General features: G+C 73.5%; 7 protein-coding genes. All 7 read left to right on the forward strand.

What is annotated here, in order from left to right; all coding sequences use genetic code 11:
* Nucleotides 1-110: 110 nt before the first annotated feature.
* Complete coding sequence (locus tag GTW43_RS15455) at nucleotides 111-1,406, forward strand: TRAP transporter large permease subunit (protein WP_161302540.1); 1,296 nt, start codon at nucleotides 111-113, stop codon at nucleotides 1,404-1,406.
* A 37-nt stretch (nucleotides 1,407-1,443) separates the two neighbouring features.
* Nucleotides 1,444-2,433, forward strand: coding sequence for a hypothetical protein (locus GTW43_RS15460; RefSeq protein WP_161302542.1), 990 nt, complete (start codon nucleotides 1,444-1,446; stop codon nucleotides 2,431-2,433).
* A 102-nt stretch (nucleotides 2,434-2,535) separates the two neighbouring features.
* Entirely contained in the window at nucleotides 2,536-3,186 is a 651-nt protein-coding gene (locus GTW43_RS15465) for a DUF1707 domain-containing protein (RefSeq protein ID WP_161302544.1), read from the forward strand.
* A 129-nt stretch (nucleotides 3,187-3,315) separates the two neighbouring features.
* Nucleotides 3,316-4,170 (forward strand): PP2C family protein-serine/threonine phosphatase, encoded by an 855-nt coding sequence (locus GTW43_RS15470; protein ID WP_161302546.1) that lies wholly within the window; start codon nucleotides 3,316-3,318, stop codon nucleotides 4,168-4,170.
* 144 nt (nucleotides 4,171-4,314) lie between these two features.
* On the forward strand, nucleotides 4,315-5,298 hold the full coding sequence (locus tag GTW43_RS15475) for an MASE1 domain-containing protein (RefSeq protein ID WP_343246018.1): 984 nt from the start codon (nucleotides 4,315-4,317) through the stop codon (nucleotides 5,296-5,298).
* A 353-nt stretch (nucleotides 5,299-5,651) separates the two neighbouring features.
* Complete coding sequence (locus GTW43_RS15480) at nucleotides 5,652-6,269, forward strand: hypothetical protein (RefSeq protein ID WP_161302548.1); 618 nt, start codon at nucleotides 5,652-5,654, stop codon at nucleotides 6,267-6,269.
* 75 nt (nucleotides 6,270-6,344) lie between these two features.
* On the forward strand, nucleotides 6,345-6,832 hold a 488-nt coding region (locus tag GTW43_RS15485), incomplete at its 3' end, for an MFS transporter (protein WP_161302550.1).

Genomic DNA, 6,832 nt, shown 5'->3' on the forward strand with positions numbered 1-6,832 from the left:
GCCGCGCACGCCTGCGCGGGCGCGGCCGCCGGGCTCGGCCGCAGCCCCCTGCTGCTCACCGCCGCGCTCGCGAGCGCCGCACTCGCCCTGAGAGAGGACTGAGGCACGCCATGGGAATCGTCATCCTCCTGATCATGCTGGCCGGAGTCGGCCTCATGCTCACCCGCAGACTGCCCACGGCCTTCGCCCTGGTCCTGCTCGGCCTCGCCATCGCCGTGGTCGCCAAAGCGCCGCTGACCGGCAAGAACAGCATCCTCGACACCGTCGTGCAGGAAGGCGCGGTCGCGCTCGCCGCGACCATGCTGGCCGTCCTCATCGGCTCCTGGCTCGGCAAGCTCATGGAGGAGACCGGGATCGCCGGGACCCTCGTCCGCAAGATCGTCGAGTTCGGCGGGGACCGGCCGACCGTCGTCGCCCTCGGCGTGCTCGCCGTCTCGGCGCTCATCGGCACGGTCACCGGCTCGGCGCCCGCCGCGATGATGGCCGGGATCATCGGCATCCCCGCGATGATCGCCGTCGGCGTCCCGAAGGCCACCGCCGCCGGCACGATCCTCATGGGCATCGCGGCCGGCATGCCCTTCGAACTGCCCGTGTGGCAGTTCTTCTCCACCGCGCTCGACCTGCCGCTGGAGACGGTGAAGGGCTTCATGATGAAGCTGTTCCCGCTCGCCGCGTTCTTCGCCGTGCTCTTCGTCCTCGTCGAGAACCGCCGCAAGGGCGTCGAACACGCCTGGTCCCTGGCCTCCGTACGGGAACGCCCGGACAGCGCGCGCCGCCGCGACCGGGCCCGGCGCATGGGCGACGCGCCCTGGTACGCACTGCTCGCCCCCGTCGTGCCGCTCGTGCTCGCGCTCGGCTTCAAGCTCGCCATCATCCCCTCGATGCTGGCCGGTGTGCTGTGGGCCCTGTTCACCACCACCCGGCCCGGCCAGTACAACAAGCGGCTGCTGCGCACCCTCTACGGCGGCTTCGAGGTCGCGGCCCCGCCGATCGCGCTGTTCGTCGCCATCGGCATCCTGCTGGCCTCCGTGAAGCTGCCCGGCGCCGTGGACGCGCTGAACCCGCTGGTGAAGGCCGTCGCGCCGGGCAACGCCTTCGTGTTCGTCCTCGTGTTCACGCTGCTGGTCCCGCTGTGCCTGTACCGCGGCCCGCTCAACGTCTACGGGCTCGGCGCGGGCATCGCCGGTGTACTCATCGCCGCCGGCATCTACCCCGCCGTCGCCGTGCTCGGCCTGACCGCCTCCTACAACCAGGTGTTCGGCGTCAGCGACCCGACCAGCACCCAGACGGTCTGGGCGGCCCAGTACTCCGGCGTCAGCCCTCAGCAGGTCATGCTCCGCACCCTCCCGTACGTGTGGTGCGTCGCGCTCGGCGGCTTCGTCGTCACCGCCGCCACCCAGCTGTGAACAACCCTGCCCCCCACCGCAGAAGGAGCCGCACGTCATGACGATCGACCGCAGGACCTTCCTCCGCACCGCCACCGCGGGCGGCGCCCTGATCGCCCTCGGCACCACCGCCGAGGGCACAGCCGCCGCGGCCCCCGGCGGCTTCCCCGACTACCGGTACGCGACGACGCTGCTCACCCCCGAGCAGCTCTCCTACAACCCGACCGGCGAGATCATCTTCCCGTGCATACGCGGCGTGTACGACAAACTCCCCGACCCGCTGGGCCGTTACCACCTCTACTACGCACCCCACGACGCGCCCGGCGGCATCTGCCTCGCCTACGGGGACTCCCTGGAGGGCCCGTTCACCGAGTACCCGCACAACCCGATCGTGTCCCACACCTGGTCGCCGCACTACGACGTCAGCCACGTCTCGTCCCCGCACGTCCTGTGGAACGCCGACGAGCGGGAACTGTGGCTGTACTTCCACGGGGAGAACACCACGACGCGCCTCGCCCGCTCGAAGGACGGCATCCACTTCACGTACGACAAGGCCGTCCTGACGACGTCGATGATGCCCGCGGGCACCACCGAGACCTCCTACGCCCGGGTCTTCCGGCACGACCTGCCGGACCGCGGCGCGCGCTACGTGATGCTGTTCATGCGGAACACGACCGCGAACCACCGGGACATCTGCTGGGGCTGGTCGCCCGACGGCCGGGACTGGACGTTCGACCAGGAGCCGCTGGTGCGCCACTCCGACGTCGGCGCGGTCAACGTGGGCGGGCCGTCCCTGCTGACCCGCGGCGACAGCGCGTACGTCGTCTACAACACCGACAAGGAGAGCGGCGGGAACATTCTGATCACCGAGGTCGGCCGGGACTTCTCGCGCCGCGATCACCTCGGCGTGTTCTACGACAGCGGGTCCGCCGACCCGGAGAACGGGCGCGCCGCGTCCCCGTCCTTCGGCACCGACGGCGGCGTGCCCTACATGGTCTACGAGGCGGGGGAGCGGCTGTCGGGGGCGATCGCACTCGCCCGCGGCTGACGCGGAGTTGCCGGTACCGCGTCGTGCGGGACGCCCTAGGGTGGTCGTCTCACTCCCGCACGACGCGGGGCGGTCTCGGACGGACAGGGGCGGTACGCGGGCATGGCCGAAGCATCGGGGACCGGACAGGAGCCGGGCGGCGCCGGCACGCCGCCCGCACTGCGCGCGTCGCACGCGGACCGCGACCGCGTGGTCGACCGGCTGCGCGTGGCCGCCGGGGACGGACTGCTGAGCGTCGACGAGCTGGAGGAGCGGCTGGAGTCGGCGCTCGCCGCGCGCACCCTGGCCGAACTGTCCGGGCTCACCGCCGATCTGCCCGAGGCGCCCGCGTCCGGGTCCGCCGCCCCGGCCAAGGACGTCCTGCGCATCGAGCGGGTGCACAGCGGCGGCGTCGCCCGCTCGGGCCGCTGGCGACTGCCCCGCCGCATCGAGCTGGCCGTCGTGTTCAGCCAGGTCACGCTCGACCTGAGCGAGGCCGAGATCACCCACGACACCCTGCACATCGATGTGAACATGACCGGCAAGACGCTGCTCCTGATCACCCGCCCCGGCATCGTCGTCGACGCCGACGGACTCCAGCTGACCCACAGCAGGGTCCGGCACCGCCCGGCCCCCGCCGCGCCCGTCGCCCTGCGGGTCGAGCTCGCCGGTCAGAAGGCCTTCGGCCGGGTCGTCGTGCGGCCCGCGCGCCGCTCACCCTGGCGCCTGCTGCGCCGCGGGCCCGGGGCCGCGGCACCGGCCGTCGAGCGCTGACAAGGTGCGGGTGCCCCGGGCGTCGGCCAGAGTAGGGGACGATCCACGGCAGCCGTCCTGCCGCGCGGCCGGTCCCGCCCGCACCGTGCGGACCGGCGCGAGAGGATCCCGTGGGACCGGAGAGGGCCAATGTTCCGCACAGGGTCCGCCGACGGCGGCGACGAGCTGCTCGCCCGGCTCGGCGCGCTGACCGCCCGGGCCCGGGAGCTCGCCGAGTCGCAGCGCTCCCGGGTCGAACTCGCGGTGGCCCTGCAGCACGGCATGCTGCCCCGTGACCTCCCGCGCCCGCCCGGCATCCGGATCGCCGTCGGCTACGCGCCGGCCAACCACGGGCTCAACGTGGGCGGCGACTGGTACGACGCCTTCCCCATGTCCGACGGCCGGATCGGTATCTCCATCGGCGACGTGCAGGGCCACAACGCGCAGGCCGCCGCGTTCATGGGCCAGGTCAGGGTGGCGCTGCGGGCCCTGGCCTCCGTCACCGAGGACCCCGGCAGGCTGCTCGGCCGGACCAACGACCTGCTCATCTCGCTGGACGCCGACCTCTTCGCGACGTGCACGTTCCTGCGCCTCGATCCGGCCACCGGGACGCTGGAGTGCGCGCGGGCCGGACACATCCCGCACATCTGGGCCACCGCCGACGGCCGCTCCGGCATCGACGACGGCGAGGTCGGGCCGCCGCTCGGCGTGCTCCAGGGCGCCGACTACCCGGTCGCGCGGCACCGGCTCACCATGGGCGGGGTTCTCGTCCTGCTCACCGACGGCGTCGTGGAAGGGCCCTCGCTGCACATCGACGAGGGTCTGGGGCGGGCGCGCCGGCTCGCGGAGATCACCGCAGGGGCGAGCCTCGGCATCGACGCCCTGGTCGGCGGGGTCATGAAGCTGGCCGACTCGGTCGGGCACGAGGACGACGCGGCGGTGCTCGTCATCGGCCACGACGCGGGCGTCCCGTGGCGGTCCGAGGTCCGTCCGCGGGAGCGGTGACGGCCGGGCGGGCCCCGAGGCACACACCCGGGCAGGCGTCCCCGCGTGGCCGATCCGGCGCGCCCGGTGTCTCATGCTGATGTGGTGGTGACTCGGCTGACGGCTGTCGTGGCGACCCGGCGGTCCCGGAGATCCCTTGAGCTGGTGCTCAAGATTCTTGCCGTGGCGGCCTGCTACTACGTGGCCGGACGGCTGGGCCTGGTGAGCCAGGTCGACGTCGAGGGCGTCGTCGTCACCCCCATCTGGCCGCCGACGGGAGTCTCCGTCGCCGCGCTCCTCGTCCTGGGCGTCGGAGTCTGGCCCGGGATCGCCCTGGGCTGTTTCCTCGTCATCGCCTCGATCACCACCCCCGAGTTCACCGTCCTCGTCAACGTCGCGGGCAGCACCGTCGCGCCGCTGTGCTCGTTCCTGCTGCTGCGCCGGATCGGCTTCCGGCTCGACATCTCGCGGCTGCGGGACGGTCTCGCCCTGGTCTTCCTCGGCGGACTCGGCGCCATGCTGATCAGCGCGACGACCGGTGCCGGGCTCCAGGTGCTCACCGGGGACCTGGACTCGGGAGAGTTCTGGGCGGTGTGGCTCGCGTGGTGGGTGGGCGACGCGATGGGCGTCCTGCTCGTCACCCCGCTGCTGCTCCTGGTGGTCGGCGCGGGCGAGCTGGACTGGGGCAGACGCTGGCCGGAGGCGGTCTGCCTCGGCGCCGTCGCGCTGGTCCTCGTCCCGCTCGCCGCCTTCGCGTCGACCAGCCTCCTCTTCCTGGTCTATCCGCTGGTGATCTGGGCGGCCCTGCGCTTCCAGCTGGCCGGCAGCATGATGTGCGCGCTCTACGCGTCCGTCCTGACGACGTACTCCGCGAACACCACGAGCGGGGCGTTCCTGGGGCTCTCCGATGTCGACACGATGGTCAAACTGCAGGCCTTCAACGGGGCCACCGCGCTGACGGCCCTGCTGCTCTCCTCCCTCGTCACCGAACAGATCGCCACCCGGCGCTCGGTGGAGAACGCCTGCGGAGAGCTCCAGGAGCTACTGGACCACCTGGCCGCGGGCGAGACCCCGCCGGAGACCCCGCCCCGCCACATCGCGGCGCCCGCGCCCGGACCACGATCACCCCGCCCGCGCGCCCCGGGCTGACGGCCGTGCCGGGGGCCGGGTGAACGTACGGACGTCTGTGCCCCTGCGGACACGGGGTTGGCCGCCGTCCTGGTGCGCACAGATACCGGTGAGTCCTCGGGGGACAGAAAGGCGGGTGCGGGGCCGGAAGGAGGGGGGCCGGTCCCGCACCCGTCGAACGCACCCGCACACCTTCGCCGGTGTGACCCACGGTGCCGACAGTGACCGCTTGCGGGCGGGCCCGAAGGGAAGTGCCCGTCCTCGGACCCGCGGTGCCCTGTGCAACGAGCGGGACCCGGAAACGATGCGCGCCGGGCCGTGCCGGTCCCGAAATCCGGGTGCGGCCGGGTCGGGGCGTGCGGCATCCTCCCGGGGTGATCACCGTCCGCCCCGTCGTCGAGGTCGCCCGCCGCGAGGACTTCGCCCTGTGGCCCGTCGCCGCCCGCGCGCCCTTCACGTTCCTGGAACTCGGCGCCGCCATGACGCCGGACGAGGTCGGTACGGCGGTGATGTCGCTGGCTGCGTGCAACGACGTCGAACCCGACGACGCGGGCCCGCCACGTCCGGCCGGCGCGCTCGACGGCTTCCTGCACGGCCTGCTCACCCTCGACCCGCTGTTCGCGGCCGGCGGTCTGCGCGTGACCGACACCCGCACGGGCGTCCGCCTCGACCCCGGCTGCTGCACCGGTCTCGAGGATCGCGGCGACTGGTGGGCGGTCGTCGACGAGACCCGCCCCGCCGCCTGGTTCGGGCACGACCCCACGCCCGCCGCCGAACGCGACGGCGCGACGATCCGGCTGACGGTCGACGCCGAGGCGGCCCGGCCCGAACGGATCGAGGTGTCCGCGGCCGCCCTGCGCGGGCTGCTGGCGGGCGTCGAGGACGACCTCGCGGGCTTCCTCCGGCTGGCCGGCGCCTGGGCCGACGAGCGGCTGCCCGGTCACGCGGACCGGGTGCGGGCCGCACTCGCGCGCGCCCTGGCCAGGTCCTAGGCTCTGTCTTCGAACTCCCGCCGTCGCCCGGCGGGCCCGGCCCACGCGGCGCGCGACAACCGCCGACGGCGCACAATGGCGGCCATGGGAGTCAGGCTGTCCTCGGCGCGCGGGCGCTGGATCCTCGCGTGCGTCGTGCTGGCCTCCGGCATGGCCATGCTCGACGGAACGGTCGTCAACGTCGCGCTGCCCACCATGGGCCGCGACCTCGGCGCCTCGATCTCCGCCCTCCAGTGGGTCGTCAACGCCTACATGCTGACCCTGTCCGCGCTCCTGCTGTGGGGCGGCGCGATGGGCGACCGGATCGGACGGCGGCGCACTCTCGTGCTCGGCGTCGCCTGGTTCGCGCTCGCCTCGGCGCTGTGCGGGCTCGCCCCCGACGAGGGCACGCTGATCGCCGCGCGGGCGCTCCAGGGCGTCGGCGGAGCACTCCTCACACCGGGCTCCCTCGCCCTGGTCCGGACCGTGTTCCACCCCGACGACCAGGCCAGGGCGGTCGGCGCGTGGTCGGGTCTGACCGGTGTCGCGGGCGCCCTCGGCCCGTTCCTCGGCGGCTGGCTGAT

This window comes from Streptomyces sp. SID5785, from assembly GCF_009870065.1.
Classification (GTDB): Bacteria; Actinomycetota; Actinomycetes; order Streptomycetales; family Streptomycetaceae; genus Streptomyces.